At 55.6% G+C, this 25,824-nt stretch carries 24 protein-coding genes and 5 pseudogenes; 12 read left to right on the forward strand and 17 right to left on the reverse strand.

The window, feature by feature from the left end; all coding sequences use genetic code 11:
- Positions 1–19 precede the first annotated feature (19 nt).
- Together M3A49_RS21690 and M3A49_RS21695 are read right to left on the reverse strand one after the other, a co-directional pair.
- Positions 20–961 (reverse strand): hypothetical protein, encoded by a 942-nt coding sequence (locus M3A49_RS21690; RefSeq protein ID WP_266230768.1) that lies wholly within the window; start codon positions 959–961, stop codon positions 20–22.
- Positions 958–1,884 (reverse strand): hypothetical protein, encoded by a 927-nt coding sequence (locus M3A49_RS21695; RefSeq protein WP_266230769.1) that lies wholly within the window; start codon positions 1,882–1,884, stop codon positions 958–960. Before M3A49_RS21695 ends, M3A49_RS21690 begins: the two co-directional genes overlap by 4 nt.
- A 404-nt stretch (positions 1,885–2,288) precedes the next feature.
- Here M3A49_RS21695 and M3A49_RS21700 point away from each other — a divergent pair, with 404 nt between their 5' ends.
- The 3 genes from M3A49_RS21700 (at position 2,289) to M3A49_RS21710 (ending at position 5,182) form a co-directional block, all read left to right on the forward strand.
- Positions 2,289–3,941 carry a hypothetical protein gene (locus tag M3A49_RS21700; protein ID WP_266230770.1) on the forward strand — a complete coding sequence of 551 codons (1,653 nt, stop codon included), beginning with the start codon at positions 2,289–2,291 and terminating at the stop codon, positions 3,939–3,941.
- Between the two features lie 69 nt (positions 3,942–4,010).
- The gene (locus M3A49_RS21705; protein ID WP_266230771.1) at positions 4,011–4,601 is read left to right on the forward strand and encodes a papain-like cysteine protease family protein; all 591 of its coding nucleotides are present in this window, start codon (positions 4,011–4,013) and stop codon (positions 4,599–4,601) included.
- A gap of 8 nt (positions 4,602–4,609) precedes the next feature.
- Complete coding sequence (locus M3A49_RS21710; protein WP_266230772.1) at positions 4,610–5,182, forward strand: hypothetical protein; 573 nt, start codon at positions 4,610–4,612, stop codon at positions 5,180–5,182.
- Between the two features lie 61 nt (positions 5,183–5,243).
- Here M3A49_RS21710 and M3A49_RS21715 read toward each other — a convergent pair whose 3' ends face one another.
- On the reverse strand, positions 5,244–5,789 hold the full coding sequence (locus M3A49_RS21715) for a hypothetical protein (protein WP_266230773.1): 546 nt from the start codon (positions 5,787–5,789) through the stop codon (positions 5,244–5,246).
- A 380-nt stretch (positions 5,790–6,169) separates the two neighbouring features.
- Between M3A49_RS21715 and M3A49_RS21720 the strand changes: the two genes are divergently transcribed.
- From M3A49_RS21720 to M3A49_RS21730, 3 genes are all read left to right on the forward strand, one after another.
- A complete protein-coding gene (locus tag M3A49_RS21720; RefSeq protein WP_266230774.1) occupies positions 6,170–6,754 on the forward strand; it encodes a hypothetical protein in 585 nt (194 codons plus the stop codon).
- Between the two features lie 682 nt (positions 6,755–7,436).
- A protein-coding gene (locus tag M3A49_RS21725; RefSeq protein WP_266230775.1) for an IS3 family transposase occupies positions 7,437–8,614 on the forward strand; the annotation gives its coding sequence in 2 pieces (ribosomal slippage) (positions 7,437–7,704 and positions 7,704–8,614; 1,179 coding nt in all).
- Positions 8,615–8,632: 18 nt separating this feature from the next.
- Entirely contained in the window at positions 8,633–8,974 is a 342-nt protein-coding gene (locus tag M3A49_RS21730; RefSeq protein ID WP_266230776.1) for an H-NS family nucleoid-associated regulatory protein, read from the forward strand.
- Positions 8,975–8,999: 25 nt separating this feature from the next.
- On the opposite strand, the gene M3A49_RS21735 is transcribed toward M3A49_RS21730, so the two are convergent.
- The gene (locus M3A49_RS21735) at positions 9,000–9,194 is read right to left on the reverse strand and encodes a hypothetical protein (RefSeq protein ID WP_266230777.1); all 195 of its coding nucleotides are present in this window, start codon (positions 9,192–9,194) and stop codon (positions 9,000–9,002) included.
- Between the two features lie 499 nt (positions 9,195–9,693).
- On the reverse strand, positions 9,694–10,095 hold the full coding sequence (locus M3A49_RS21740) for a hypothetical protein (RefSeq protein WP_266230779.1): 402 nt from the start codon (positions 10,093–10,095) through the stop codon (positions 9,694–9,696).
- A gap of 345 nt (positions 10,096–10,440) precedes the next feature.
- On the opposite strand from M3A49_RS21740, the gene M3A49_RS21745 reads away from it, so the two are divergent.
- Positions 10,441–10,983, forward strand: coding sequence for a hypothetical protein (locus M3A49_RS21745; RefSeq protein WP_266230781.1), 543 nt, complete (start codon positions 10,441–10,443; stop codon positions 10,981–10,983).
- A gap of 139 nt (positions 10,984–11,122) precedes the next feature.
- Here M3A49_RS21745 and M3A49_RS21750 read toward each other — a convergent pair whose 3' ends face one another.
- Positions 11,123–11,419: an H-NS histone family protein gene (locus tag M3A49_RS21750; protein WP_266230782.1), complete on the reverse strand. Its 297-nt coding sequence runs from the start codon at positions 11,417–11,419 to the stop codon at positions 11,123–11,125.
- 278 nt (positions 11,420–11,697) lie between these two features.
- Between M3A49_RS21750 and M3A49_RS21755 the strand changes: the two genes are divergently transcribed.
- From M3A49_RS21755 to M3A49_RS42710, 3 genes and pseudogenes are all read left to right on the forward strand, one after another.
- Positions 11,698–11,934 carry a hypothetical protein gene (locus M3A49_RS21755; RefSeq protein ID WP_266230783.1) on the forward strand — a complete coding sequence of 79 codons (237 nt, stop codon included), beginning with the start codon at positions 11,698–11,700 and terminating at the stop codon, positions 11,932–11,934.
- Positions 11,935–12,247: 313 nt separating this feature from the next.
- Positions 12,248–12,367, forward strand: a pseudogene (locus M3A49_RS42705) (IS3 family transposase); the annotation flags it as partial.
- A 2-nt stretch (positions 12,368–12,369) separates the two neighbouring features.
- Positions 12,370–12,571 (forward strand): annotated as a pseudogene (locus M3A49_RS42710) (IS3 family transposase); the annotation flags it as partial.
- Positions 12,572–12,667: 96 nt separating this feature from the next.
- Here M3A49_RS42710 and M3A49_RS21765 read toward each other — a convergent pair.
- The 7 genes and pseudogenes from M3A49_RS21765 to M3A49_RS21795 form a co-directional block, all read right to left on the reverse strand.
- Positions 12,668–13,741 (reverse strand): porin, encoded by a 1,074-nt coding sequence (locus M3A49_RS21765; RefSeq protein WP_266230784.1) that lies wholly within the window; start codon positions 13,739–13,741, stop codon positions 12,668–12,670.
- Between the two features lie 507 nt (positions 13,742–14,248).
- Positions 14,249–15,466, reverse strand: coding sequence for an NAD(P)/FAD-dependent oxidoreductase (locus tag M3A49_RS21770; RefSeq protein ID WP_266230785.1), 1,218 nt, complete (start codon positions 15,464–15,466; stop codon positions 14,249–14,251).
- A gap of 489 nt (positions 15,467–15,955) precedes the next feature.
- Positions 15,956–16,192 (reverse strand): ferredoxin, encoded by a 237-nt coding sequence (locus M3A49_RS21775; protein ID WP_266230786.1) that lies wholly within the window; start codon positions 16,190–16,192, stop codon positions 15,956–15,958.
- A gap of 11 nt (positions 16,193–16,203) precedes the next feature.
- The gene (locus tag M3A49_RS21780; RefSeq protein ID WP_266230787.1) at positions 16,204–17,445 is read right to left on the reverse strand and encodes a cytochrome P450; all 1,242 of its coding nucleotides are present in this window, start codon (positions 17,443–17,445) and stop codon (positions 16,204–16,206) included.
- A gap of 14 nt (positions 17,446–17,459) precedes the next feature.
- Positions 17,460–18,944, reverse strand: a complete 1,485-nt coding sequence (locus tag M3A49_RS21785) for an aldehyde dehydrogenase family protein (RefSeq protein ID WP_266230788.1) — start codon at positions 18,942–18,944, stop codon at positions 17,460–17,462.
- Positions 18,945–18,976: 32 nt separating this feature from the next.
- Entirely contained in the window at positions 18,977–19,750 is a 774-nt protein-coding gene (locus tag M3A49_RS21790) for an SDR family NAD(P)-dependent oxidoreductase (RefSeq protein WP_266230789.1), read from the reverse strand.
- A gap of 708 nt (positions 19,751–20,458) precedes the next feature.
- Positions 20,459–20,614: pseudogene (locus tag M3A49_RS21795) on the reverse strand (AraC family transcriptional regulator); the annotation flags it as partial.
- Positions 20,615–20,912: 298 nt separating this feature from the next.
- On the opposite strand from M3A49_RS21795, the pseudogene M3A49_RS21800 reads away from it, so the two are divergent.
- Positions 20,913–21,008: pseudogene (locus M3A49_RS21800) on the forward strand (3-hydroxyacyl-CoA dehydrogenase); the annotation flags it as partial.
- A gap of 535 nt (positions 21,009–21,543) precedes the next feature.
- Positions 21,544–21,878 (forward strand): annotated as a pseudogene (locus M3A49_RS21810) (IS110 family transposase); the annotation flags it as partial.
- 281 nt (positions 21,879–22,159) lie between these two features.
- Here M3A49_RS21810 and M3A49_RS21815 read toward each other — a convergent pair.
- The 4 genes from M3A49_RS21815 to M3A49_RS42715 form a co-directional block, all read right to left on the reverse strand.
- On the reverse strand, positions 22,160–23,293 hold the full coding sequence (locus M3A49_RS21815) for a porin (protein ID WP_266230791.1): 1,134 nt from the start codon (positions 23,291–23,293) through the stop codon (positions 22,160–22,162).
- Positions 23,294–23,371: 78 nt separating this feature from the next.
- Positions 23,372–23,623: a hypothetical protein gene (locus tag M3A49_RS21820; protein WP_266230792.1), complete on the reverse strand. Its 252-nt coding sequence runs from the start codon at positions 23,621–23,623 to the stop codon at positions 23,372–23,374.
- Between the two features lie 274 nt (positions 23,624–23,897).
- Positions 23,898–25,130, reverse strand: coding sequence for a 3-(3-hydroxy-phenyl)propionate transporter MhpT (gene mhpT / locus M3A49_RS21825; RefSeq protein ID WP_266230793.1), 1,233 nt, complete (start codon positions 25,128–25,130; stop codon positions 23,898–23,900).
- 457 nt (positions 25,131–25,587) lie between these two features.
- Positions 25,588–25,824 carry a non-oxidative hydroxyarylic acid decarboxylases subunit D gene (locus tag M3A49_RS42715; protein WP_416338992.1) on the reverse strand — a complete coding sequence of 79 codons (237 nt, stop codon included), beginning with the start codon at positions 25,822–25,824 and terminating at the stop codon, positions 25,588–25,590.

Below are 25,824 nucleotides of genomic sequence, written 5' to 3' on the forward strand. Positions count from 1 at the left end.
ACCTTACTGACACAAAATACTAGTGAAGTGGACCGTTACCCTTGCTGAACGAGCCGAGCCAATCGCCCGCGCCAGTGAAAACAGAGGAACTGCGCCCTGCTTCCAACCCGATCCGCCCCCCCCTCTCTGCCTGCCAGTCCATAAATCCGGGCGACAGGCGCAGCGCCGCTTGCGGAAAGATGTTTTTGGCCGTGCCAATTCGTGACGCGTTGGGATGGCGGTTGGAGAGACAGACAAAAAGTCCTGCTGCGCCAAATTTCCTCCGAGCACGTCCTACAAGCTTGCTGAAGCTGTCTTTCGAGTTCCGGTCTTCTGATTCGCTCGCAAAAAAACATCTTTCCTTTTGTATGCGAGGGACAAGCTGGGTCAACCCTTCTAGTATCGCCTCTCCCTCGATGCCCCCGGCGACAATGCACAGTGGTTCTCCGGATCCTACAGACTTGTCAAAAAAATCGACCACGCGCGCGTACTGATAAGGCTCCTCGCGAATCAACTCGCCAGGCGGAGGTGCCTCAATAACACGTGTGCGCTCGATGCGATCTCGATGAATCAACGTGCTGGACCAGCTCTTCCTTGAGAGACTTTGATCCGGCGGCGGAGGCTCGTCAAACACGAAGTCATACACCTTCGCGTAAAGGTGCCTCCTCCCAACCAAGCTAGGACTTAGCTGCATCAGGGCACGCGACAGATTCTGACGTACTCCAAAATATACCAATTTTTCACTCACAACAAAGCCGTAGACAACCCTGTCATTTATGTCAACAGAAATATTCTCTTCAAAACTAGCCCTCGAAATCTCAGGAACATTGTCGGGGTGTACCGGCTCAAAACCCGTCACCTGCTTTTCGTCGGCTAACTGTCGATACCAGACATCATCCTTGAGAAACATCGGCGTCACAAATGATGGAACGGTGGGAATAATTTCTGCATAACCGGCAAGTAGGAATCGACGATTCTTCATAGGAATGCGCTCCGACTAGCATTGATCGCCTTGGCTTCCACTTCGAGAGAACCAAGATGGTCCGACGCCTTCCTGATTGGATTGAGAATATATGGCTTTACGTCGATTCCAGTTCTTTCTGTTAACTTGACCTCATTCAGTGCGTCCACAAACTCTTCCGGGACGATGAGTGAATGAACGAATTCGCTCCTGAAAGGAATCGGACTCGCTAGGCTCATTTCGACTGCAAGCCTTCTGTCATCTGCATTTTCAATGCCAACATCGCCCAAAATTTCACAGAGTGTGTCGACCACCGGCCTGAGCGAAAGGTTTCCTGATGGAGCCGAAACCTTCATCCGCCAGTACGCCTCGTTCGAGCCGTAGAACGCCTTTACGAATCGCCTTACTCGGCGAGGATCTGTCTGGAGCGAAAAGTAGTCAATCGGCATATGTGCCGGCAGCCATGCGTCGTATCTGCCGTTCAGATACGCCCCCGAATCAAATGGAAATATCGTTCTGACTAACTTCTCAACGGACGCGTTCAACAAAATCACCATCGGGGCCCTGGCGCTATTTCGCGTAGACGCCTCCGACGAGTCTCTGTACGCTGGGCGACCGTAGAACGCATAGACAAGGAACTGATGGAAATGCTCACATTCCCGCTTCGCGGCTATTTCGCCGCTATCCAGGATCAAATTTAGCCGCCAGCCATTCGTGACGTGCGCCCAGAGCAGCGGCCGCTTGACTTCTTCCTGTTCATCAAGCCACTCGTGTAATGGAACCATGCGCACTAGACCTGCTCTCGGCGGCGGCGCGTCAGGCGCAATTGGTAGATCGAGCGGCAACACTGCAGGCGCAGGGACTTGTGACAGGTCATCGCCCACCGCCGTCAAGTCTTTTCCTTCCCGACGGGAAGACGTTTTTCGCGGTTTCTTAGCGGGCATCGCTCACCTCCAGACAGGATGACTGCCCCAAAAAAGCGGACGCGATATTCGACTATACCCAACTTCCCTCGCGGGCGTGCCCCTAAAATCGCTTACACGCCTCGCCTCAGGTAGAAATCAGCTGTCAGCGCGACATCCAAGACTTCATGGTTTCTCAGTCTCCGTGTTAGTGGCGTGTCGCTAGGTCGCCCCAATGTTCCTAACACGTTGTAAGCTCATCATACGTGCGGTAGCGCACACCTGCCACGCATGAATATCGCTAAGCTCATACGCAATGGTCTAGCCATCAACAATATAATTATTTAGTAATACGATGTATGAGATTTGTATTTTAATAACTGCGTCGCAGCCGACGATATCCTGGATGAGCGCGAAAATGTTCTGAAACGAAGCGGAGCGTCGAAATGAACAAGAAAAATACTTCGGCTGTCGCAGTGTCCATGGCTTCTGCCGCATCTCTATTGTGTGCGGGTTGCGGTACAGGAATCAACGTGACGCACGTTACAACGGATCCGGCGGCGTTGACAGGCGTTCCTTGGACACTTTCGATGACGCAGTTCACCGTAGTGGTCTCACGCGAAGTCACCGGATGCACTGGTACCCTCGAAGGCAAGGTGACTGTTCAGATTACGCCGGGGCGAGCGCCGGATCCAGATCAACGGTATTTACTCGATTCCACCGGATGGTTTTCGACTAGCGACATAACGTCCAATCTGGCCTCCGACGGGAGCAATACCGGACTTAATGCGTCATCAGAAGACGAGACAGGGAAAATCCTGGCTAGTGTGGCAACAACTGTGGCACAGATAGTAATTGGGGCCGCGGTCAAGGCTCCGACTGGAGGGGGCGCCCAGATACAAGGCGGTGGGGGTGCGGAGAAAACTGCGCAATTAGGGTGTTCCGATGCCGTATTAAAAGCCTTCGCAAAACTCCGACCTCCACATCAAATTAGCCTCCAAAAACGCGTAACCGAAGAGACAAAGACACTATCTCAAGCGACTGATAAGGTCACATTGCTCACGGCGCAAGCGGACAAGGACGCGTCATATAAGAAACCTTTGGCCAAAGCCCTAGGGATGCAGGACGCTGCTCAGCAAAAACTCACTGCGGACCAAAATGAATTGGCCGCAAATCGAAAAGTCGTGACAGAAACGCAGACGTTGGTATGGCCTTCTGATGGGACGCAATACAAGGCCGACAATGTCAATCATCTTCTGCCCGATACACTCACACATTGGATCAGCGATTTCAACGCTGAAAATCCGCCTGACACACACCGATTTGACGTGTCTCTTGCCATTTACGTCCCGATGCCCGGTGGGAATTGGGCTGTCGCTAAAGAGCAGTCTAGGGCGGATACGTCAATTGGGATACCCGTTAGAACTACGGCACCAGGGCGACTCCTAGTCTGCGCTGGGCAGACGCCGTGCCCATCAGATCTACCTAATACGTGGGTGGCCGACAAACACCAGGCTGTGAAGGATCAACCCATGCTGCAACTAGGGCAAATGTACAACGTGAGAGCGGCGGGGGGCACATTCAAATCCGAGGGTGCAGTAATCGCACTAGATTCTAACGGTGCACCGAGTTCAATACAGGTCACCGAGAAGGCTGCCGCTGCAGCGGTTGCTGCCAGCTCAGCCGCAGCCGCCGCGACGACCGCGGCTGGCATACCGAATGCGATAGCCGCCGCTCGGCTCACGCAGGCACAGGCGGAGTCCGCGCAGATTGCCGCGGATACAGCCAAGATCACCTACCAAGCAAACCTGCCCACGGCCGCTCAAACGGCACGCGACCAAGCACAAACCGCCGCGGACAACGCGAAGATTGCACTCGCTTCAGCACAGGCCAATGCACGGAATGCAGGCCCGGCAGCAGCGCTTGCAGCGCAGGCAAGTCTACTCAACTCACAGAACGCTCTCAGAGCGCTGGAGGCCGGAGAGCCGAACGTCGAGCAAGAAGATGCACTGAGCGCGCAAACGACCTTGGATCTTGCACAGGCCGCTCAGATTAATGCCCAAGTGTCGCTGACGAAGGCGCGCTCTCTTTTGCCCTGAGCGCACGCCAATCCGATTCAAGACACTGTACTCGCCCCAAAGGGAAATCCTTGCTTAAGGAGGACGGATATGAACATGACGGTCCCCAGCTTTCTTGGCCCAGTTGTCCCGCTGACCCTGACGCCGTCGCCAGCGGTGGCAGGTGCGTCTGCTACCGGCGCACCTGCGGGTGGAGCGGCGCCAAATGCGCTCGCGTTCCAGATGGAGCCACAGCAGCAAACCGAGTGGTGCTGGGCTGCAACAGCCGCAAGCGTTGCGACATTCTATGCAAAAAGGGAAGTCCAAACGCAATGCCAGATCGCCTCGGCATGTCTCAACGACCTGCCCTGTTGCAGCGCCCCTCTGCCGACGGGTTGCAACACAACGCATGCACTGGAGCCGGCCCTCGAGGTTATCGGCCATTACGTCTCGGATGCGCAACAAACGCCGTTTCAGCCGACAGCTTTAGAGAACGAACTCAACGAACAGCACCCCGTTTGCTGCCATATCCAATGGACAGACGGGTCCGGGCATTTCAATGCAATTTACGGATACGATCCTAGCGTCGGCGACGTCGACGTCGGGGATCCCTACTACGGCGATCAGACAATCCCATATACGACACTCGCTGACGACTATCACTCGGGTGGAAATTGGGACTACTATTATCTGACTCACTGAGGTGACATATGACGCTGACTGTACCCACTGAACCTGTTGGCGGTCGCGACATCGTTCAAAGCGAGCTTGCCCGGCGCTCGCACCGGTCGAACACCATCGCTGCACTGCGTGGAACACCATCGACAACGGCACCGCTTCCTTTTTACACATTGACAAGACATGATTTCACGCTAGCAGACCCGCTATCCGCTGCAAAGCAAGTCGGCTGGCGTTATCTTATTGTGGATGGTGAAGCGCCTGGAGTAGTAATGGTCTCCACGCGAAAAGGGCACTTTGAGTTCGCCGGCATAGCATCTGGCCCTCTCCCTCAACGCCTCTACGAGGCTGTCACACTCGCAAATCGAGCGTTGGGCACAGATCCGATAACCTATGAAGTGCGGTTGCTCGATCTACCTTCAATGCGCGCGTTCGCGGTATGGCTGAACGGTGCGTCGAGTCAATTCATTTCCCTAATGGAAGGCCAGCCTCCAGGTTCGGCCGCTCTCCGGATCGAAACAGGCGCCGACTTCATCGGACGGTTAAAGACTCGTAAAGTCTCTCCGTCCAACCCGACAGCAACGAACGCTCACCCGACCAATTGATAGAGCCTCTTGCATGAAGCGACTCAGTGGAGTACGCGCCTTCCTAAGTTCGGGAGGCCTTTCACTTTTGCGAGCCAAATGCTGAAATTGCCTTTTGGACTTGGTTAAAACCGTAAGGGACGAACAAGGCGACTCCAGCAAAAAGAATCTTCATCATGTCCATCGCGTTCTGAGCATCGCCAAAGTAGGCATAGCGCCACATCGCAACGGAGCCAAACCCGAGGAACATAAAAAGGATAACAACCATTCCGAATATTGCAATGACGCGGCTTGTACTTCCTGTAAGCTCTGAATAATCAGATGGTTCGAAGGAAGTGGTTTCGGAAGCGGTAGTTCCGTCCGGGTTTTTCAGGACTGTTGTGGTAGGTTCGGGGGGCGGCTTGCTTACAATTGCCTCATCCGACAACGCTTTTGCCCAAGACCAAGCGGAATCCTGATTGAGCAAACGCCATAGCCTAAATAGACAGAAAACAGTGACTATGTATGTAGCGCCGATGATCACGGGAACAAAAATGTCCGTATTGCCGGGTGCGGCTTTCGGCGGAGGCGTGTCGCTCCACGCGCTCGAGCTCACAATCAACAGGAGAGCAACGACTAACCGGGCCATTTTATTCCCCTCATTCTTTGGTATGTCGCCAGCTGTGTAGGGAGTGTAGTTGAAAATCTTGCCGTTTCAAGATTGCAAATAGTGGCCCTCCGAATCTTATCGGCGCGCTCGGCGCGGACCAGCAATCGAAAACAGGTCCGCCGCTTTGAGTCAGCACTGTTCGAGCCTACTTCTCCAACGAGCACAAATCCCTGAACAGGGTGGCCGAATTCCGGCTCGCCCGGTTAAAAAGATGCGCGCAAGCGAGAGGTTTTCGTCCTTCTCTCGACTACGCTAACCGGCCACTCATGGCCTCAGGGCGTGCCTATACTGGTTTCCACTCAACCAGCGAAAGGCGCCTGCGCACCCGAAGCGCATCGCGTCCCTCAGACGAACATAGTATGCAGACCAACACGACTCCCAACCTCCTCTCGGCCACGGCAGACGCTATTTACCAATACATGGTCGACTGCAGGTTCGACATCTCTCACATGAATTCGATGAGCCTCTCGATGGCAATCGAGTACGTCTACCAGCCGCACCCCCGCTTCTGGCGTGACTTTGATGTCAAAGACGTCTCAACCGCAATGACGAAGCTTTTCCCCAACTGGGAGACCGTCCTCGAAGATGGCGTGAAGAAACGCTTGTTCCACGATATCGCAGTGATGCTCCTCACGAATGCATTCGACGAGGCGAACGCGGAGCTGCTGCTGGCTCTGCCAATGGAAGACCGGCCCACTGACGCAGTCTCCGCTTTCGTCTGGATTTGCGCCGAGTTGCAACGAAATGGTCGCAAGAACGAACTCGCACACGCGCGTCGAGACGGCGACAGGAGTGGAGCGCATGCCCTTGAGACCATGCGCGTTCTGCTGGGAAAGATCGATGGAGAGACCACCGCCAGGACAGGAACACTTGTAGCCCACACCTACCGCGATGCCGTCATGGCACGGAATCGCGAGAATGCGCGTCAAGCCTCGAAGCGCTAAATGGTGGCGGCAGATTTCAGGCGCTCAATGGCACGTGCCGCAAAGCGGAGCACGCAATCAAACGGGAGTTTTCGGCGCAACCGATGTCCAAGCAAGCTCAAGAAGAACGTTGAGCGGCATGTGGACTATCGTTGCGAAGGTATAGCGCGATGACTTGCTGGAGCGTTACGCTGATCGATCCGACACGTGAGCCGGGCCGTAGCCTAGCCGGCGTAACAGTTGACTCTCGATCCATCTCCGAGGTTGTTTTTTCTTGACAGGGGTGTTGTTCGATTCTCGCTCCGCATCCAAGAGACGTCATCGAAGCGGCACCCGTCGTCGGCTGCCACTTGCGCAGTCATGTTTGCGTTACCTCGGGGCCTGGTGTCGACCTGATTTTTCCTCAGAACCGTCTCGTCATAATTGTCGCAATTCTGCCGATTAGAGGGGGAAACGGGCCTTAAGCGGCAGAATTACCACAACTATGCGGAAACCCTCCGAGGCGCTTCGTGCCATACTGGTCTAGCCGCGACCGACACAACAAGGTCTTCCACCGAACCACCTTACGGCTGTGCTATCCTGGTGGCGTACGACTTGCACGCGCCGCGAAAGACAGAGCGCGAAGCTGAGAATTGTAGTGGTCTAATTTCCTCGGACAGGTCGATAGGAGGACAATCCTGAATCGACGAGGAAAAAGAGCAAGATGACAAGAAGGCGCCGACAATTTGATGCCAGCTTCAAGCTGGAAGTAGTACGGATGGTGCGAGACCAGGGGCTATCGGTTAGCGAAGTGTGCCGGTCGATGGACCTTGTTGAGACAGCCGTGCGCCGCTGGGTGGCGCAGTACGATGCGGAGCGTGCTGGTGGCCCCGGCGAGGGCAAGCCGCTGACGGCTGAGCAGCAGCGTATCCGGCAACTCGAGGCGGAAAACCGGCAATTGCGCGAGGACAACGCGCTGTTAAAAAAAGCATCGGCCTTCTTTGCCCGGGAACTGAAGTGATTTACCGCATGGTGACTCATTTGCAACAGGAGGCCATATCGGTCAGTCACGCCTGCCGGGTTTTGCAGGTGAGCCGCTCTGGCTACTATGCGCACCGGAGCACCGGGCCGAGCGCGAAAAGGCTGCAGGAACAGACACACGTCAAGGCAGCATTCGCCGCGAGCGGCGCGAGCTATGGTAGCCGCCGCGTCATGCATGCGCTTCGGGACCAAGGGCTACGAATCGGTCGTTACCGGGTGCGGACGGTGATGCGAGAAGCGGGCCTGCGCACGAGCTGGAAGCGCAAGTTCGTCTCGACGACCGATAGCAGGCATACGCTACCGGTGGCACCGAACGTGCTCGATAGGCAGTTTGACGTGGCCGAGCGCAATCGCGCGTGGGTTTCGGACATCACTTATATCCGCACGGGGCAAGGCTGGCTCTATCTGGCAGTCGTTCTGGACCTGTACTCACGCAGGGTCGTCGGCTGGTCAATGGCACCAACCATGCCGGCTGAACTGGTCATGTCGGCGTTGACCATGGCGCTGCAGCAGCGTCGGCCGGCACCGGGACTGGTTCTGCATTCGGATAGGGGCAGCCAGTATGCAAGCGAGGACTACCAGGCCTTGCTGAAGCAGCATCACGTGGTTTGCAGCATGAGCCGCAAGGGAAATTGTTGGGACAACTCGGTGATGGAGAGATTCTTCCTGAACCTCAAGATGGAGCGTGTGTGGCAGCGTCAGTACGCCAATCATGATGAGGCTCGGCGCGATATCAACCAGTACATCGTCGCTTTCTACAATCCGGTGCGCTTGCACTCCACACTGGGTTATCTGTCGCCCGCCGCCTACGAGGCGAAACCGACAGCGAAAGAACCTATCTGCCTGTCCGAAATTAGTTGACCACTACAAATATCCAAAATGGACGAAAGAAAGCGCGAAAGCATAGTCGCCTACCTGCGCCGCAGGATGGCCGAATTCGGAATCAAACCGGAAGACGTCGCCACCTCTATTGCGGCGGACCAGGAGCGGTTGAAAGCAGTGCGTTACCGCGACGCCGCAGGCCACACGTGGGACGGCAACGGCGACACTCCGCAGTGGGTTTTGCAAGCGACCAGCGCGGGCCAGTCACTGGAGCATTTCGCGATTGGCGGCGCCTCTGAACCAGAGAAGCCTAAGCGCGCCACCGTCAACTGGCGCAACGACCCGTTTGCGGGAACCCGGCTCGCGACGAGCAAAACAGATCGGCTCATCCCCGCCTGAGAGATCCGCGCGCCACGTCCTTCATCTATTTCTCGAAGCCACTGCGTGGCCATATTTCCGCGACGGGTGCTTCGATCCCAAAGTATTCGCGATAGGAGTCGCAGAACACCTTGTCGACGGTTTCCTCGGGAAGATCAGCGCCCATAATCCTCTGGAGCAGTTCCACAGTCGCGACCGCTGCGAGGATGACGTCCGAAATTGCGCGTGGCTTATTGTTCATAGAATGAGATATCGGCCTCCCGTTGGCTAACTTGACCCCGTAGATTGCGAGATCAAAGGCCCATTCAGCAGGTTTTTCCAATCTTTGGAACCTCGCGTTCTCCGCAGCCTCCGCGCCCTCGCAGGACTTGCCGCACGTATCGGGAAAGCTTAGCGCCGGGCACGTGTGTTAGGCAGAACCTGCTACTCCGCAGATGCCTAGCGTCGTCGCCGCCGGCTCGACAACATCCTTCGCCGCGGTCGACGCCTAGCCCGCTTCGCTTACGGCGGGGACAAGCCTCCATCCTCGTCGAGAGCGCGGTTGACTCTCAGACGCGCAACGGCGCAACCTTGGGGGCACGCACTTCTGGAGTTGGTTATGCCGAAAGCCGCCTCAAAGCCGAATCCAACGCAAGCCTCAGTACCGGCTCGCTTGAAAGGCGTAATTGATAGCGCGGCGGGAGTCCATCATGCGTGCAGAAGGCACCTGCAGCGCGCACAAAGCGCTTGATGGCTCACGCTTAAGGAAGCATGACCAGAGGAAGAATGATCTGTCCGGTGTGTTCGGTAACGAATAGCCCGACACGTGTCACGCGTTTGACTGTCAGCAAGAGGTTGAGTTGCCCCTGCACTTGCGGAGGTGTCAGACTCATGACATACGTTCCTGCAAAGAGGCCGAGTGCATTTCCAGGCAATGCCTCCTCCATATTGGCGACGACAACGGGAATCGTGCTCAAGAGCGTAACCATCGATACGTTGAACGATTCCTGGGACAATCCCGTCACTGGGGCCCCGGTTGCCTGTTCACGCACGCGCGCGATGATGACCGGAAAAAACGGGTCGGCGTCACTTCCATACCATTGGGCCGCTGCGGTTACGAGGTAGTCTTCGACAGTATCTACGGGTCGGGGACCAGTGACCATATCTGCTCCTTCGAAATGCAAGTGAATAATGTCTTTACCGAGAGGCGATGCTCTGGGGTCCCTTCCACCCGATTGTTCCGGCCTTCCCATGTTGCCGCCAACGCGCGGCGCGAAGAAATCGGGCTAACCCACAATAGGAGGCTCGAGATGCCTCGTCAAGGAATAGGTCCGAGCAGGCGGAGCAAGAAGGGAGAGCAACTCAACAGAAACAGCGAGCGGAAATCGTAGCTGTCAACAACGTTATGCAACGACAAGGCATGTCGGCGACCTCGCAGAGATCCGTTTTGACAATTGGTAGCCAGAGGCTATAACGATCCAGTGGCCAACAGGATTTGGGTGAACGCAATGAGCGATCCCTGTGCAACGTTAACTCGGGTGTTTGAATTCGCAAACGGAGTTGGCAGTTTGGTCGGTGACCGTCCCGACGTGGTGTTGGACATCGCTTTATCCACCAACGGATACCCCGGCAACACCAATCCCAATCAGGTCGGCCCTCAAGTGGAACCTCGATACATCGGCTACGCTTGGGGTCCGCTGAGATACCTTCCGGCTGGCTGGACTGAGGTGCACTTTAACAATATCAACCTTGAGGTTTACCATCCGGCCCAGTTCACTGGACAGCTTCAGTATTCGTACGCTGAGGTTGTAGGGGGCGGAGGGACCAGCGCAAGTCCCGAAAGCGAGGCTGCGTGGCTTAACGCTGTACCGATGACGATGACAATCATCGGCCCGAGCTTGTCTCTCAACGCAGGCTATTCGCTCTCACTTCAATCGACATCGCTTGAAGGTTCATGTGCGCTGCAGTGTTCGGAAGGCGGAAACCTGCTTTCTGGAATTCTCGACGGAGTCCTGGTTTCCATCAGCTTTGCCTACATAGCGCCCCTCTGAATTCGGCCAACGAATCCCACTGGCACCGGATCGCGTGTGGCTTCTGCACGTGGCAGGCCTTCGCTCTAGGCTCGGCCTATCGCTGTGCCGGCCAACTCAACCCTCACTGGGACCGAAGCTCGGTCCTCCACAACGTAAACTATTCGCGAATCAGAAATCGGTCGCGATTCTTAGCATCTTTGATCCAGTTTGGCGCCCTGCCCCTACCTGACCACGTAGCCCCGGTCGCAGGATCGCGATACTTCGCGGGCGACGCTCCGCGCGAAAGCCTCGATCTGCCTCGGCGATTACCAAAAATGTCCCTCACCGTATATCCGAACTCGGCCACCTTTATACGGATATCGGCGAGAACCGCGTCGTATTCCTTCCGACGTGCGGCGGCTGCCTGGCTTTCGAGTTCCGCAAGCTGCGCTTTCAGTTCCTTGTACGTTGCCACGAACGTCTCCCGCTTATGAACTACGCGCGTTCATCATACTGACTTTCGTAGGACGCTGACCGGAACCGGGATGGATGCCAATACGCGGCTGCGCGCACGTTCAAGCTTACGGCATTCCCATTCTGGCAAGCGCGTTTCGGATCAGCCCTAAAGGGCCTCCGCGCCGCAGCCCACGTCACACTCCCTTGCGGCCTGAACACACATCCTCATCCAGAGTTCAGTTGACTCTCCGAAGTGCATCAGCGCAAACTTGTGGGCGTGTACCCTAGGAGCTGGCTATGCCGAAAGCTGCGTCGAAGCCGAGACCGACACAAACCTCAGTGTCGGCGCGTTTGAAAGACGTGATTGGCAGCGCGGCGGGCGCCATCATGCGTGCGGAAGGCATAGACCAAGTGCTCGACGCTCCCGACGAAGTAGTCGGCGCTAAGCTCAAGAAGGAGGTCAAGTGGTTGCGTCGCAAACTCAGTCTTGACCGAAAGCCACCGAAGGGAAAGCCGACAGTCCAGAGTGCGTAAGTCAGTACCGACTGCCTCCGAGAGAGTGGCACCCAGCCGGTGATATCTGGGACATGTTCGCTAACCATGCGTATGCGATACGCCGCACATGAGATGCTGCCTCACCCAATAACGCGTTGGTGGAGACTTCGTGCGCGCCGCTGCAGCTTGCTGGAAAGACCTCGTAAGAGAAGGAGAAATCAAATTTTCTATAACAGGCAACGCACGCAAGCTCGCCTTGACTACCCGTCACCTGTAGCATTCACGAGGCGATACTATCTGAATCAGGTCGCCGCTTAACCCGTTGGCGTCCACGCGTTCCGACCGACCTCAGTATCTGGCGGTCACGCTGGACCTGTTCAACCGCGAGGTCGTGAGCGTGTCCGTCAAGCCACGCATGACGGACGAGCTCGTGACCGATACGCTGACGATGGCATGGTTCCGTCGCCGCCCTCGACGGAACGCTTCTTCAACGGCCTGAAAACCGAGCGGGGCACGAGATATCGCACGCATCACGAAGCCGTATCGGACTTGTTCGAATACATCGAAGCGTTATAACCGCAGTCGTCGTCGTCATTCATCGCTTGGTTTCATGTCACGAACTCAGTTCACGCAAGACTGGCTTGCCGCTCAGCGGAGAAAGGATACGGGTGCATAACTTGAGGCCTCTGGAAGGCGCAACACCGAGGGAACCTCAGTGTTGCGAAATCGCGCGCTTACAAATAAATCACTGCCCGATCAGCACCCTCCTCACCTAGAATCGATGCTGTATTCCCACCATCACGCCGACCTGATTCTTTCCGGTAACAACCGTCCCACCAGCTGCCACCGGTGCATTGCCTAGGTCGCTATTGATCATGTAGCCGATCGACGAATATACGGTCGTCGTTTTTGAGAGAAAGTAGTTCACTCGGCCGATCAGAAGAGTCGAATCGGAGTGCGAGCGCAAGATGTATCGAACGACCTGCGCGTCCGTTGAAAAAATCGGAGTGAAATAGTAGTTTCCGCCAAGGAAGAAGAGATCGGATTGTGCGTGCACCGATGAAGATGTGTTGCGGCGAATCCACCCCGCCCCGAGCTTTCCATTGCCGTAATTGACGTAACCGTCCAGGATGACGTGCGTATCCGTGTCCGCCGGACTTGAGAGCGGCGCGATAGCACCGTTGCCTCCGCGCATAACGTCATAAGAGGCAGCGACGCCGAACCGCGATCCACTGTACGCCACAAGCATGGTGTACTGGCGGCACGCCAAGCTGTTGCCCGGCACCTGCCCTGGACAATTAGTCGCCGATGGTCCAACCGGACCCGCGGCGTCACGTCCGAAGCTATATGTAGCGCCCAGTTTGAATCCTCCGAAGCTGCCCAGATAGCCAACAGCGTTGTCGCTTCGCGCGTTTGGCAGATACGTGTCAAACGAAGAGAGACTATGGATCGAGGGCCCAATCACGTCGGCATCGAAGAGCGCGTACATTGACATATTCATCTGCCTGCCGATCGTCAGCGAACCCAATGGGAAGCTTAATCCCACATTCGCCTGCCGTCCGAATAACCGTCCGCCGTATCCCGAGGTTCCATTAGGTAACGCAAAGCCATTCTCCAAAACAAAGACGGCTTTGTATCCTCCTCCGAGATCTTCTGAGCCACGCAACCCCCAACGAGACGGCACTTCTCCCGTCAGTGTCGGCATTCCAACAAACGAGCCTTTCGTTGCCGAGTTGTTGTAGTACTCCACCCCTGTGTCGACGATGCCATATAATGTAATACTGCTCTGCGCGTGCGCAAATCCAGCCGATGCAAGAAACACAGTCGAAATCCACCTCGTCTTCATTGTCTCCTCCTAGGTATGTTATCCTAACTAATCTTAAAAAGATTTTTGTTGCTCAGTTAGTATTCAGCCCCCATCATAAACGCTGCTTTAAATTTCCATACTGAACATCGATTTGTTTTCCGATTTACTATCACACGCACACTACTGTCTGATTCCATCGGCGTGGATATAAAACCCTTTATCCTCACGATAGAGTCCACGCCTTGCGCCTTCGATTTCAAAGATCCGCGCAATCGAATTTGCTGGGTCCGGCTGCGTTGCACACAGTTGGCGCTTGGAGAGCGGACCGACCATGCACATTTACGATTTAATTTCGGGATGGAAGGGTAGACGTTTGAACGGCCTAGGTCGGACAGGACACGAGGGTTCCTTCTTCCACTACGCGTTCCTTCGAGTGCACGCCACGCGTCGCCCGAAGACCAATCATTGCGTCGATCCCCGCTGCTCTGCCGTTCTGGTGCGGCACAGGGCGGAAACAAGCGGCCACTAGGACCACGGTCGACCCTGCTATTGAAGTGTCCGCACTATCTCGGATAAAGGGATTGAGGAATCTTCCAAAATTTCTCGAGAGATCGTCGCACGCGCTCGGACCAATTGATGTAGCGCTCGCTTATCGTGCGGATTGTTTACAGTGGCTGCACCCACAATACGGTTCCCCTCCAAATGAAGCGTCGTTAGCGGACCCTGATGCTGGTCGCCGCGGAGCAGAACAGTTTCGGCGTTTGATTGTCCCGTTACCTGCACATTAAAGTCATATTGATTGGACCAAACCCAGCATATGCCATTGTAAGAGCAGGTATCCCCTAGCATCGCTCGTGCGACTGAACGCGCATGATCTCGGGCATGCGTCCAGTTCTCCCATCGGATAAGTTTTCCGCCATCCGGACCGGGAAACGCGGCGCAATCACCCGTCGCAAAAATCCCAGGTTCAGAGGTGCGCCCCTCTCCGTCGACCTTGATACCACCAACTTCGATCGCAATGCCAGCGGCTTGGGCAAGCCCGATCTCCGCCTTGGCACCCATCCCCAGAAGCACCCAGTCGGTCTCGATGACCTCGCCGCTTCCGGTGATGACTACACCGGACTCATTGCCTGCAATTGAACCGACTCTGAAGCGCTCCCTGATGGTTACGGCATTACGACGATGCGTCGTTGCGAGCACGTCGGAAATCACCGGCGGAACAAAACGCTCCATAATCCGCTCGCCCGCTTCCAGCACTGTAACTTGACAGCCAGCGAGCGCTGCTGTCGCGGCGCACTCCATTCCGATCACGCCACCGCCCACAAGATGGAGCCGTTGGCCGTGGTGAAGCAAAGCCCGAAACCGCCGGGCGTCGGCAAGGTTTCGTAACGTAAGGATACGGGAGGAGGACTCGAATCCGGCAGGCGTTCGCGCCCGTGCGCCCGTCGCCAGAAGTAGCAGATCATAGCGTAGGAGCCCACCACCCGCTAATTCGATAGAACGGTGGTGTGGAAGCAAGCGCGCCGCCCGCTCGTGGCAAAGTCGCACCTTGTGATCCTCGTACCACTCGGGAGGGCGTAGCAACAGCTCTTCCTCGTCAAGAACGCCAGACGCGTAGCTCTTTGACAAAGGCGGCCGATCATAAGGTAGCTCCCTTTCTTCATTTAAAATCGTCAGATTCCCGTTGAACCCGCACTTTCTGAGTTCCTCGGCGGCCGAGACCCCGGCGACCCCCCCACCGATAATAATGATAGAATCAGCCATTCTTTAAATCTCCACCTGGTCGGTGATTCGAAATCAACGCGACGCGCCACGACAGGCAGACCGCGAGCTTGAATGTCCCCGTGAGGAGGACTGCTGCATGATTCGATCTAGCCACAGGAGTGGACGGTTGTCTGGCCGCCGCTACGTTTCGTCGCGGAGGTCCAAAAGGTCGATACAATCGCTCTCAAATGAGAGGGGCCGAAGCGTTGATCACGTCGACTGAATTCTGTACAAGCGGTTGTCAGATTCGGTACAGCAACGGCCGTTGACGCTGTCAGTCAGATGGAACGCGAAATTACCCATCCGCATTGTCGAAACCGTCATCAATCTTGAAGAACAATTGGCTACCAAAACTCCAAGCTGCCATACCGTATTGACGTGATCTGGACCCTTCTGGCACGGGTTGCAAAGCCGCTGAGGATGAGTCGCACATTGCAATTCAGCAACTCATTTTGCAAACCCATGCTTCACATTTTACAATTATCGTCTTCAACTTATCATTTCAAACCGAATGACGCATTCCGGGCATCGCTTAATAGCGAGATCGAGTTGAGGGCGAAGATCTGGACCCACTGTCTCCTGAAGAAGATGAACCATTCCTTCGCTATCCACCTGGAAAATGTCAGGAGCAACCGCTTCGCACTGCCCATGTCCTGCACAAGCATCGTAGTCGATCATAACTTTTACGAGATTATTGCTATCCATTGTCGCGTCACCTTCCATCATGGGTCTGCCTCTTACCAAGTCACGGCGAACGAGTTCGCACCGAAAAAGAAAGCTTGATACTTGTAATCAATCTCACTGATATCCTGAGCGACCTGCAATGTAGGCATGCGTCGAAACAGAGTATCAAATACTATTTGAAGCTCAACACGCGCCAGTGGGTTGCCCAGACACTGATGAAAGCCGGCCCCAAAGGCAACATGTTGACGCGCCGTTGGACGCCGAATGTCGAAACGCTGAGGGTCGGGGAACGTAAGTGGATCTCTATTGGCGGTCGAAAGCAGCGCAATAATACCTTCCCCTTTCTTGATCTTAGTTCCAAGTATGTCGACATCTTCAGTTGCGACACGGTTCAGGCCATTCTGGTTGACCGTTAAATACCGCAGGCACTCGTCCACGGCCCCACGTGTTAACGACGGATCGGTCAACATATCGGCGAGTTGATCCGGATGTCGCAGAAGCAAAATCGTGCTTAGACCGATCATGCTTGCCGTCGTCTCGTGCCCAGCGAGCAGCATGAGCCAGGACATATCAGCCAGTTCCTTACCGGTGATATGTCCTGTAAGCACTTGCGTCCGGATGAGTTCACTTACGATATCGTCACCCGGATTTAATTCACGGCGTTCAATTTCCTTCAACCAATATGCGTCGAACGCGTGCTTCGCAGCAATGATATCCTCCGGCTTGCTGGAAAGCGTCATCATGACAGTGCTATTGGTTTGGAAGAATTCGTGATCGCTTTCGGGCACGTCCAGCAACGAGCAAATGACTTGCGAAGGTATGACGAGCGCAAATTCCGAGACAAAGTCGGCTGGCGGCCCTTTCTCCAAAAGCCTGTCAATTGCACGATCCACGATCGACTGTATCGTCGGCCGCATCTTCTCGACGCGATTTGCTGCGAAATATGGTGTCCACATCTTGCGGTGGACAGTATGTACTGGCGCATCCTTTCGGAGGAACGTGTGGTCAATCGTCTTCGTGATAGCAGCGCCCGGACTCACCATGGGGTAAGAGTCCGTTGGGACTGAACTAAAGCGTCGGTCGCTCAGTACGTTGACGACATCTTCGTGCCGGGTGAAGAGCCATGCGCGCGATCCATCGTACAGAGTGACCTGATGCAGAGGAGCTTCCTCCAACATGTGAACATAGCCTGGCGCTGGCTCAAGAGGGCGATTGACATCTCGAGCGTTCGGGAAGTTGCCCCCAAAAGGACAAGTTGCCGTTGGAGCAGCATTGGTATGAGTAGTCGTTTCCATGGATTGCTGTTCCTTTATCTCACAAGCCGGTTAGAATAGAAGCGCGGTTCTAAATAGGTTTTTAGGCCTTCTTCCCCCATCTCTCTCCCCAAGCCGCTCTGTTTGATTCCTCCAAAGGCGCACTCCGGATCTAGTGCTGCTCCGCCATGGCAGTTTACGAATATCTGCCCAGCCTCGAGTTGGCGCGCCACCTCGAAGGCGCGATCGCTGTCAGGAGACCATATAGAGCCACAAAGGCCGTACTCAGTTGAGTTCGCACTTTGGATGGCATTTTCCAGTTCGTCATAGCGCAAGATCGGCAACGCTGGGCCGAATTGCTCCCGTTGGACCAGAGAAGCAGAGTCAGGTATGTCTCGGATTAATGAAGGCAGGAGAAAGTGGCCGTTTTCCTGCTCAACTCCATCCGCAAGGTGACCGAGCGTAACGACATCTGCTCCAATAGATCGTGCGTCGGAGAGTAAATCGTCAACGATGCCGCGTTGCATTGCGTTGTGCAAGGGCCCGATCGACACGCTAGGATCAAGCCCATTACCGACAATCATTCGTGCAACGCGCGCCGACAAGGCCTCAAACACCTCATCGTACCGTTCAGACGGCACGTACAATCGCTTGATGGCCCAGCAAACTTGACCCGACGTAATGAAGGCCGCACGAACCAACGCTTCGACCAGATCATCGTCGATAATAACGTCATCAAGCAGGATTGCGGCATCGTTGCCGCCGAGTTCCAAAGTCAAGTTCTTTATCGCCGGCGCACATGCCTCATAAACTTTGCGCCCGCTTTGTGTGCTGCCAGTAAAGACGACTTTCCGGATCAACGGGTGGGCCACAAGCTGGGCTCCAACTACCGCCTCTCCGTTGACAAGATTCAACACACCGGGCGGCAAGTTCGCCGCCATAGCGGTGACAATTGCGCTTATAGTTAAAGTCGCAGATGGCGCTGGCTTGATCACCACTGTATTGCCAGCCATCAGCGCCGGGATGATCTTCATCACCGCGAGCGACACCGGCCAGTTCCACGGCGTGACAATGCCTACAGGACCGACAGGCACATAGCCAGAATATCGACGGCCATGGTGATCCTCGATCGCGTTTTCCGTTAGGACTCGCTTAGTAGTCCGTGACCAATAGTCGATGACACCCTCTACCCGGCCGATCTCGAGCTTGCTTTCGGTCAGGATCTTGCCTTGCTCCCGAGTAAGCAATACCGCCAAGCGATCCAAGTCATGAGTAGTCTTCACCGCTGCAGCTGCCTGCCGAACGCGATCAATTCGCTCTTCAACCGTCAATGCTGCCCATCCCCGCGCCGCACGCGCTGCAGCCTGTACCGCGGCATCGACGAGGTCGACGCCTGCAAATGTCACCTCCCCCACCACTTCTGTGAGTCGCGCTGGATTCAACACAGGCTTGACCTCCGAAGTCGAACGCATCCGACCATCAACAAAATTCGTCGCACGATGGCCTTGCCATACACTCGAGAAAGATTCGTCCATCAACATTACGCCACGTCCTTCGTGAAAGTGAGAAGTATTCATAGGAACACAGTGCCACCATCGACCGCGATCGTTTGTCCAGTAATGAAAGAAGCTCCGTCACTGGCCAGAAAAACGACTGTCCCGACAAGGTCAGACGGCGTCTGATCACGCTTTAGCGAGCGAGCGGCGCGCGCAGCCATGATGCTAGTGCTGGCTGCCTGACCCATCTTCTGGTCAAGCCCGGTCTCTATCACGCCATCGCTCAACGTGAAACCCGGAGAGATTGCGTTCACGGTGATGTTATCGTCACCGAGTTCGCGAGCAAGGGAACGCGTAAAGCCAACCACTGCGCCTTTGCTAGATACATAATGGAGCAGCATCGGCGTGCCCCTTATCACAGAGGTCGATGCAACATTGATAATCCGCCCCCCTCCGCGTTTTCGCATATGCGGCGTAACCGCTTTAGCGCATTGAAATGGGCCGAGCGTGTTCACACGCATCACGCGCATCCACTCTTCTTCGTCAATTTGCTCAAATGACTTAGGCTTGATGCTGGTAAACAAGGCAGCGTTGTTGACGAGAACATCCACCCCACCGAAGCGTCTGACGGCTTGTTCCGTCATAGCAGCGACATCCGAAGAACTTGAAACATCAGCAGTCACGCCGATAGAATGAAACCCTTCCGCACGGAGCCGTTCAGCCGCCTCCTCGGCACCACTGAGATCACCAATCACAACCGAATAGTCCGCTTTAACAAGCGCCTTTGCAAAGGCAAAACCGATCCCTTGCGCGCCACCGGTTACAATCGCAACACGAGTAGATGAATTCACTTTCGTCTCCTGAATTTTGTTTTACTACGCTTCGAAGCGTACACCGGACTACCAGACCCATCAATGCGGCGGCGCCGAGAAACGCTCACCCTCTGAGCAGAGGGCGGAGCGACAATCGTTGCGGCGCCAATTGCGTCTGCCGGTGCGATCGCACATCTCCGTTTCCTCGCTGCTATGCGCGTGACGCGTGAGCCAGAAATCGCCGCTATCTGCCACGCAATGCGGTAACGCTTCACTTCTTCAACGGCAGCGATCAAGTGCACGGCCGCCAAGGAGCCAAGCCCGGGTACTTCCCGCAACCTGAACGCGGTTGCAGTGTCAACTTGGTTGGAATCTCAATCCATGTCCGCAGGCGTCAGTTTGAATGAGGTCTGTAGACAGGCTGCTCTTTCCTCTCACTTCGCACCCGACTGCCCATAGCCCTGAGGATCAAGTGAGGAACGGGATGCCGCTTCGGTGCCATACGCCTGTGTGGTCCGTTCCGTCGCTCGCGTTGTGCCTTGAGCCGGCCGCGACGCTTGTGCGCGACGGCCGGTTTAAAAACGAGGCTCGAATCTTTGAACGATCGGACGCACAAGCACATCTGAACGCGCCAACTGCGTCCTGACAACGCTATCAGCTGATCCCGGTCCACTTCCTGAAAGCGCTATGAAATGCGCGGGTTTCGGGCCAGAGTCGGCCTAAGGCGCGAAAACGCTAACGCGGGCACGCGGGCACGCGGGCTCTGGGGGCGTTCAACAATTCTGCCGCGATGCCAGGATGCTGCAGTGAGGCCGGAACACCCAGATTGCGTTGCGTGGCGACAAGAATCGCTTCACGCACGAGGCCGATAGGAGTTGTGCCCTTGTCTTGCGCGTCGTTCATGGTCAGGTTCCACTCACAGAAGTGCACTGATGTTAATCCCTGCCGCGCGCATCCCGGCACGGTATGTCCGAAAGGCTCATGCATGAAGAGGTCTATGGGCATGGGCGTACTCTCGTTTGCCGCTTACCATAACCATTCAGTAGATCGTCGCGAACGTAGCTTTGTCGTCCGCGGCCGTGCCGCGTTCGGTCATATCACACAACCGTCCAAGGGCATCTATGGCTCCGGAATTCCTGCTCACAGCAGAGCGCGGCCCCGGTACGTTGCGCATCACGGTGGTCACTCTCAGGAGACAGAAATGCAGATTCAACGTAAAGGTTTCGTAGTCACAGGCGGCGGCTCAGGGCTCGGCGCAGCCACGGCGCGCCGCCTGGTGGCGGGCGGCGCCCGCGTGAGTTGTCGCGCCCGCTCGTTGCCCACGGTCGCGCTCAGCCTGAATGATCCAGTTGCAAAGCGTCTCGCGCGACATCCCCATCTTCGAAGCGATCGAGCGGATCGCCACCCCCTGCGTTTGGTACTCGTGTTGGTGCTCAAACACCATCCGCACCGTCCGCTTCCGCACCTCATCTGAACATCGCGTCCCGGTGGGCTTCCTTACCTTGCTTTCGTTTTCCATACTTCAAACCTCCAATTACAGCCACGATCCGAAGTCTCCTACATTCCCGGTGCGGTTCAGAATGAATCTGCTTCCGTGTCCCGCGCTGTTTGCACGAACGGCTCGCCTCAGTCTTAAGCCAACTTGCGAGCTTCACAGCGAAGCCGTCGAGCTTGCTACGACTATGGCGTTTCTGATTATGCCGGCAAGACAGTGCCAGCCCGTATGCAACGCGTGATTGTGTTTCTTGACGCGCCCGATGGACCCGACGCCCCTTCGAGGAAGCGCGATACTGCTGGATGTTGTCTTAACCAGACCGCATCGGAGGTTCGTCATGGAAATCGATATTCTCGGCATTGATCTCGTGCCGGGCGTAGCGGGCAGGCGGTGCGTCGCTCGAAGATAGGGCGCCGGGCATTGAATTGAGACGGTTCACAAGCTTTGCCCACGAATCGTTGTAGTGGAGGCTTGCAGTTCGGCGCATCATTTGGGCGCGACGCTTTATGGCCTCGGGTATCGAGGTCCGCTTGACTAGTCCTCAGTATGTGACGCCGTTCGTAAAAACAAACAAGAACGATCGCAACGAATGCTGAGGCGATCGTCGAAGCCGCGTCCCGACCGACAAGGCGTTTTGTTAGCGTCAAATCGATCGAACAGGAAGACATGCAGCATCCGCAGGCGCTGGACGCTAGGATTCGATGCTTGGAGACAACGATAAAAGACTTCGTAAAGAACTCGGCGTCATGCCGCAAGAACCGTGGAACACTGACCTGTTATCCAGTTTCGCGGTTGCCCCGAAAACCGCCAATCTGCGTTGTTCGAGCGGCCGCTTGACTGGGCGGAAGCTATGTATCTGATGTTTACAGAGGGTCGCGGACGCCCTGACCGGCGCCCCTTGCATCACTCCTAGTTGGCACTCGAATGCCGTGTCGATCCCAGCCTCCACGTTGTCAAAATCGATGCCGCATGGTCACCTTGACTGCCAGTTGATTCGAGGTACTCGAGGCTGTGAGCGACGGGATAGCCGCAACGGCCGATTTCCCCGTTGAATCCTTACCTCCTGCATGCTGCCAGACACCCATCAGCGCAAAGTCAGTACGCTTCGAAAGCGAGTAGATAGCTCCAAGGTGTACCTGGTTGTAACGCGCTGTCTCGCCATCGGTGAAGTCGTATTCCGCTGCCAGCAAAAGAGCGGCCCTCAATCTATATTGCAGGTTCGCCTCGTAGGTATTGAACCGTGCCGTCCCGCTAAACGGAGTCGTCGCAGTCGGAAATACGTCGACAAACCGCGTGTTTGTATAGACAACCCCCGCGGTTGCATCGCCAATTCGGTAGCTCGCTCCAGCAGCAAAAATCTGAAGCGATCGCGCCGAGGCGTATCCGCTGTCAACTGGACTATTCACTGGCGACGTATAACCAGCAGCACCAGGAGAGACTGAGCCGTCATAGGCGGTCACCGATGGATTGTTGAAGTTCGCAAATCCGACCGCTGCGACAAACGGACCACGGTTATAACCAACGCTAGCACTATAGACCCGGTTCTCTCCAAAATTCCCAGCCACGCCGCCCGGTGCGATTAGTCCTTCAGCACTGAACCCGGCGTAGTCCGGCGTGCGATACTTCAACGCATTGTTGACCCGTGCGAATGACTGCATGTTGTCCAGATCCGCCGGATGCGCTCCGAACCATGAGAACAGGGACGTACCGCTAATCGCTCCAACATACTCATATACCGGCTCGTACTGCCTGCCCATGGTGAACGTGCCGAAGGCTCCTGAAAGTCCGACGAACGCTTGGCGGCCAAACATCCGGCTATTTTGCTGGAGCTTTCCACTACTCGGATCGAAACCATTTTCGAGGGTGAAGATAGCGCGCAATCCCCCTCCAAGATCTTCGGTCCCCCTTAGCCCAAAGCGACTTGCCTGAGTCTGTCCGTTGACGAACTGAACGGTGGCGTGCCCATGCTGGTTACTACTATAGACAATTCCTGTTTCGACCAGTCCATAAAGCGTCGTGGAACTTTGAGCGTATGCGTTACCGGCAAAAGCAATCATAATAATATGTGATCCTAATCGACTGCGCATTTCCCGCGTCCTTAAATGTGTATTGTTTTTAAGCAAATCCCGTTACCAGCGTCTGCTTCGCGAATATCAGGAGTGAGTTCAGTTTTCCAGAGCGATCTGCGGCCGCAACCCCGCGAGCGCGTCGGAGTAGGTCAACTGGCTGGAAAGCCGCGACTTGTCGCTTCGAAGATTCGAGGTGTCCGTGAGATGATTCTCCTGATCTGTGATCTTTGCCAGCACTTCTGTCGACCGCTCCTTCGACAAATATGTGGCGTCTGCACGAACGGCAGCAGCCGCATAATGCGAGCAGTTCGTCGAGCCCGCGTCACGGATGGTCTGCGTGACGCTCATACCAACTTGGGCCGACAACTCGTGTCCTCACCGTCGCGAGTGGTGACAACAAAATACTTCCTAGGCTCGTGAACAGCATTCGATCTGTTTCGAATTCCATATCGTGTTCTTGACTGGGAGTCTTTGTCTGAATGGATCCATCCAGTATTGGTCAACACTTCCTGGTTCCCAAGAGTCACGGGGCATTGGTAGAGTCGTGATAATCGATCACTTGCATAGAGCGAGTGCCTCACACCACCCATTATTAATTGGCGTTCGTGACTGCGACGGAACCCTATTGCGCAACAACCGCCTTACCAATCTTCATCTGAAACCGCGCCACGATGAGTAGCGCGGCGACAGCCGAGACGGCAACAAACGGAATGCATGCAAATAGCAAAGTTGTTGCATCGAGTCCGGCGGCCATCAACAGGCCAGCGCCGAGCGGACTGACGATCGCGCCCACGCGCCCGACGGCGACCGCGGAGCCAACGCCCGTCCCCCGAACCTCCGTCGGATAAATAGAGCTGGCGATAGCATAGAGCGCTGACTGTCCGCCGAGCAGGCACATTCCTGCGAAAAAACCTGCGCAGACTAACATCGCGTTTCCAGCGAGGATACCAAGCAGCGCGAGCGCAGTGGCCATTCCGCCATACATCATCATGACCGTCGCCGTTCGGCCGATCCGGTCCATCAACAACGTAATTAGAAGTGCCCCGGCTCCGCCACCGAAGTTATACGCCACTTGCACGGTGTGCGCTTGACTGCCGGTCAGGCCGCGGCTCTGCAGCATGGTCGGCAACCAGTTAAGAATGACATACAGGATGACGACGGTTCCGAGATAGCTGATCCATAGCGATGTAGTGGCAGCGGCTCGGCCGTCCCGGAACAGAGCAAATACAACGCCTGGCCTGCTGGCTTTGCCCGACAAGATCGTGGAGTCCTGCGCGCTGAAGGAATCCTTAAGGAATAGTGCAAGGAGCGGAAGAATCAACAACGGACCGAAGCCGCCAATCAAAAACACGAGGCGCCACGCCGAAGTTTCCGGCCATAACACCCCCACCAACGAGCCGAGCCCGGCACCAATCGGCATCCCGGAATACATCATACCCACCGCAAAATTTCGCCGATCAGGGCGGGATGTTTCCGTACTTAGAGCAATTAGATTTGGCATCGCCGCGCCAAGTCCCAATCCAGTCAAGAGGCGCACGACTAGTAACGACGCAAGATCGTTCGTCAGCGTAGTCGCAAGCGAAAAGAGGCCAAGCAGCGCGACTGCCGCCATCAGCACGCGCTTTCGTCCGAACAAGTCCGACAGCCGTCCACCGATTGCCGACGCCGGGAGCAAGCCCAATGAGCCGGCGCTGAAAGCTAATCCCATTTGGGAATGGTCGAACCCAAATTCGCGCGCCATTCTGACGCCCGCTACACCGGGTGCCTGCAGATCTAGTCCCTCCAGTAATGCGACGAGCAGACATAGCCAGATCGTTCGCGAATTAGACGACTGCGTTCGGTTAATTGATGTCATAAGTATCTCCATGTGTTTTTATAAGCTACGGCGGATTCATTCGTGAGTCATACGTCGCGACTCCGTCGCGACGATTCGTTCGCAAAAGCATCAACGCGCGGCATTCTCTGTCACGAACTGCTATTCATGTCACGCTCTCCTAACTAATCTTCGTGGACACATCGCTGCAGCCGGCAAAGATTCAGTGCTCCGACGCTGCCCTCTCGTCTGAATGCACCATCGTTCTCGAGATTGGCATCCAAGACGTTGGTTGCCGTTCCATTTCGGGGCTTGCTCGACATGTCGACGAGCAAGGTCCGGATTAGGTAGTGTTGACGTGCGACCTATTCGCCCTTGTCCATATCACAGACCGACCCAGATGTGGGTCGCCCCGTTGTCGGAAGTAAGCGTCCCTTACTAATTGATTCATTAGCAACGTTCGCCCCACAGGTAAGCCGGTGCAGCGACCAATTCAGCGTTATGACCGTTTGTGATAATGGGGGCAGGGCAGCACTATCGGCAGGCTGCCTATTTGCTCGGGGGCGATCTTGAACGCGTTCGGCCTCAAAGCAAATATCTGAGGGATTGACTCCTCCGAACTTCTCCACGAAAAGCAGCACATGTCGCAGCGCAAGATCGACCAGACAAGTTCGTTTCCGTCGAACGACTCTGCATCCGTGATGATGCCGGTGTGTGAACATCTTGGACATTTCAT

It is taken from the genome of Paraburkholderia sp. CNPSo 3076, assembly GCF_026343935.1.
Lineage (GTDB): Bacteria > Pseudomonadota > Gammaproteobacteria > Burkholderiales > Burkholderiaceae > Paraburkholderia > Paraburkholderia nodosa.

What these genes read in the sequence shown, in the direction of transcription:
- M3A49_RS21745 (WP_266230781.1), top strand. Translation starts at nt 10,441, where the DNA reads ATGAGCGATCCCTGTGCAACGTTAACTCGGGTGTTTGAATTCGCAAAC.
- M3A49_RS21740 (WP_266230779.1), bottom strand. Translation starts at nt 10,095, where the DNA reads ATGGTCACTGGTCCCCGACCCGTAGATACTGTCGAAGACTACCTCGTA.
- M3A49_RS21765 (WP_266230784.1), bottom strand. Translation starts at nt 13,741, where the DNA reads ATGAAGACGAGGTGGATTTCGACTGTGTTTCTTGCATCGGCTGGATTT.
- M3A49_RS21715 (WP_266230773.1), bottom strand. Translation starts at nt 5,789, where the DNA reads ATGGCCCGGTTAGTCGTTGCTCTCCTGTTGATTGTGAGCTCGAGCGCG.
- M3A49_RS21780 (WP_266230787.1), bottom strand. Translation starts at nt 17,445, where the DNA reads ATGGAAACGACTACTCATACCAATGCTGCTCCAACGGCAACTTGTCCT.
- M3A49_RS21700 (WP_266230770.1), top strand. Translation starts at nt 2,289, where the DNA reads ATGAACAAGAAAAATACTTCGGCTGTCGCAGTGTCCATGGCTTCTGCC.
- M3A49_RS21815 (WP_266230791.1), bottom strand. Translation starts at nt 23,293, where the DNA reads ATGCGCAGTCGATTAGGATCACATATTATTATGATTGCTTTTGCCGGT.
- M3A49_RS21710 (WP_266230772.1), top strand. Translation starts at nt 4,610, where the DNA reads ATGACGCTGACTGTACCCACTGAACCTGTTGGCGGTCGCGACATCGTT.
- M3A49_RS21695 (WP_266230769.1), bottom strand. Translation starts at nt 1,884, where the DNA reads ATGCCCGCTAAGAAACCGCGAAAAACGTCTTCCCGTCGGGAAGGAAAA.
- M3A49_RS21705 (WP_266230771.1), top strand. Translation starts at nt 4,011, where the DNA reads ATGAACATGACGGTCCCCAGCTTTCTTGGCCCAGTTGTCCCGCTGACC.
- M3A49_RS21820 (WP_266230792.1), bottom strand. Translation starts at nt 23,623, where the DNA reads ATGAGCGTCACGCAGACCATCCGTGACGCGGGCTCGACGAACTGCTCG.
- M3A49_RS21775 (WP_266230786.1), bottom strand. Translation starts at nt 16,192, where the DNA reads ATGATGGAAGGTGACGCGACAATGGATAGCAATAATCTCGTAAAAGTT.
- mhpT (WP_266230793.1), bottom strand. Translation starts at nt 25,130, where the DNA reads ATGACATCAATTAACCGAACGCAGTCGTCTAATTCGCGAACGATCTGG.
- M3A49_RS21690 (WP_266230768.1), bottom strand. Translation starts at nt 961, where the DNA reads ATGAAGAATCGTCGATTCCTACTTGCCGGTTATGCAGAAATTATTCCC.
- M3A49_RS21770 (WP_266230785.1), bottom strand. Translation starts at nt 15,466, where the DNA reads ATGGCTGATTCTATCATTATTATCGGTGGGGGGGTCGCCGGGGTCTCG.
- M3A49_RS21720 (WP_266230774.1), top strand. Translation starts at nt 6,170, where the DNA reads ATGCAGACCAACACGACTCCCAACCTCCTCTCGGCCACGGCAGACGCT.
- M3A49_RS21785 (WP_266230788.1), bottom strand. Translation starts at nt 18,944, where the DNA reads ATGTTGATGGACGAATCTTTCTCGAGTGTATGGCAAGGCCATCGTGCG.
- M3A49_RS21735 (WP_266230777.1), bottom strand. Translation starts at nt 9,194, where the DNA reads ATGAACAATAAGCCACGCGCAATTTCGGACGTCATCCTCGCAGCGGTC.
- M3A49_RS42715 (WP_416338992.1), bottom strand. Translation starts at nt 25,824, where the DNA reads ATGAAATGTCCAAGATGTTCACACACCGGCATCATCACGGATGCAGAG.
- M3A49_RS21730 (WP_266230776.1), top strand. Translation starts at nt 8,633, where the DNA reads ATGGACGAAAGAAAGCGCGAAAGCATAGTCGCCTACCTGCGCCGCAGG.
- M3A49_RS21755 (WP_266230783.1), top strand. Translation starts at nt 11,698, where the DNA reads ATGCCGAAAGCTGCGTCGAAGCCGAGACCGACACAAACCTCAGTGTCG.